The sequence below is a fragment of the Clostridia bacterium genome, assembly GCA_014360065.1.
Lineage (GTDB): Bacteria > Bacillota > DSM-521 > Neomoorellales > JACIYF01 > JACIYF01.
The window spans coordinates 1-1,955 of record JACIYF010000229.1 but is presented as its reverse complement, the minus strand read 5'-3'; the positions used below and the strand labels follow the sequence as shown (position 1 = coordinate 1,955).

General features: G+C 57.7%; 1 protein-coding gene. It reads right to left on the bottom strand.

The annotated features are described in order from the left end of the window. Positions 1-1,955, bottom strand: a 1,955-nt coding sequence (locus tag H5U02_15340; GenBank protein ID MBC7343793.1) for a DUF499 domain-containing protein, incomplete at both ends; no start/stop codon positions are given.

Here is a 1,955-nt window from a genome sequence, read left to right as displayed (position 1 = left end):
GGGTCCGGCGCTATCTTCAGCCTCCAAGCGATAAAGGCACCATGCCCCTTTTTCCACACCGGCTCGGATAATCCGATCAAACACCCCCGGGCTTTCCAGCACCGGCCAGCTGCGCAAGCGCGAGAAGTTTTGGCGGATTCGGTTCAGGGTTATGGTATCGCCTAGTTCAAAGAAAAGGTTGCTCAAGTTAACCAAGTCAGACTGAGTAGTGTTCTCGCTGGTAAGAAGCTCCCCATCACTGATTAAGGTTTTACGGATTTGCTCGATGAAGGGAGCGCCGCCCTCACCCCCGGCCGTCTTGATCTCCTTTCGTACCATGTGCCCGGACGCTCCAGGGTAGTAGAGGCTGGTATAGACACCAGCCACCGCCGTATTCAGCGCCAACTCCCGGTCGGAGCGGCGCCGCACAAAGTCCTCAGCCTGCAAGCGACTAGGATTGACCCCATACTTGTGGGGGTCAGACACTAGTTTTTGGATGGCCTTAACGTCGCGGGCAATGCTCTGGAGGTGATCCAATTTCTCCTGGGCCTGAGGACTGGGGGAAGCAAACAGTTCCTCCTGCGGGTTCAGGCCTTTCACAGAGACAGTCTCTGGAACCAGTAGAAAGACGAGATTCTGCTGCTCGCGGGGCCGGTTAGGGCCTTTAGTAGTCACCATGGCCTCGATATCAATGCTGCCAGCGGTCAGGGAAACCACACCTAGCACCAGCTTGTCCTGGCTATCAGGGAGGTGCTCCGGCAAGGAAACATCGTTTTCAATATGGAAGAGGGTTGAGCCAGCGCTCAGGAGCTTACGGGCAGTTGCCGCCAGTAAACCTTCCACGTCTTTAGCCTGAAGCGTCCTGCGGATCCGGGCCAGGATGACGTTGATGGTTGGCTCCTCGCTAGCAAAATACCTTCCCTGCTCGTAACGCAGGTAAAAGGCGCTTTGGTTGATTTCCTCCAGAGCCGTCCGCACCTGGGGAGGCGTCAACCCAGGGAAGGACACCGACAGCAAGGCTTCAGATTCGGTTAGGCCGAAGATTCTTGAGCCGAGGCCCTCTTCACGGCCCACCAGGCTGTGAAGGAAGACTGTCTTCCAGGTATACTCGTAGAGGGGGTGCCCCTCGGGATGAGGGTTCCGTTGGTCGGCCAGCTCGGCGTTGCTCTGGCCCCCTTCAAGGCTTCCAGTATCTACACTGCCAATATCGGCATTGAGAACTAGCATCAGGTCGGAACTTCCGGTTCGGCCCAAGATTTCGTTGACCACTCGCTCGGAACGTAGGTCCAAGTGGCAAGCGTGAATCATGGGCACTTCTTGGTGCTTGTGCCACAGGGTCCGAACAGCCAAAGCCAGTACCCGGAGAACCCCTCGCGTACCCTGAAAGTTCTCAGCGCTGGCCAGCTTCTTGTTGAGGAAGTCGACCAAAGTAGGGTGGAACGGATAGTTGGCCACCAGCCGGCCCCTGAAATCCTCTCTGGAAGCCTCTTCCGGCAACCAGCTGGCATTACGCTGGTACATTTCCATGTAGGCTCCAGCTACGGCCTTGGCAGCTTCCCGGTCGATGGTGGTAAACAGGCGCTTAGCGAGTACCGAGGATATTTCTGTGGCTTGGACGGGAGTAACCTGCACGGCATCGCGAGCCACCACGCTGGCCACACCTCTTACCGCCCTTTCGCCGATTCCTAGGGCGTCGTCCTCATTTACCTCTTCCCCACGCACCTGGCTGATGAGCCGGGCTAAGTGCTCGGTCTGCCGGGAAAAAGCATCGGCAGCGCTGGCCAAGGTAAGTACCACCGCCATGCCGGCGTGGTTGCGGACATAGCCATTAAGCGCCATCAGGAAAGCCGCCAGCTGGTTGGCGCCATCGGGCCGGGCAGCTTCCAGCCGAGCCGCGTACTGGGCCAGCTCGTCTAACATAATGAGAACCTTTCTATTGCCAAGTACCTTGTCAAAGTAGGTTCGCCCGGGAGCAG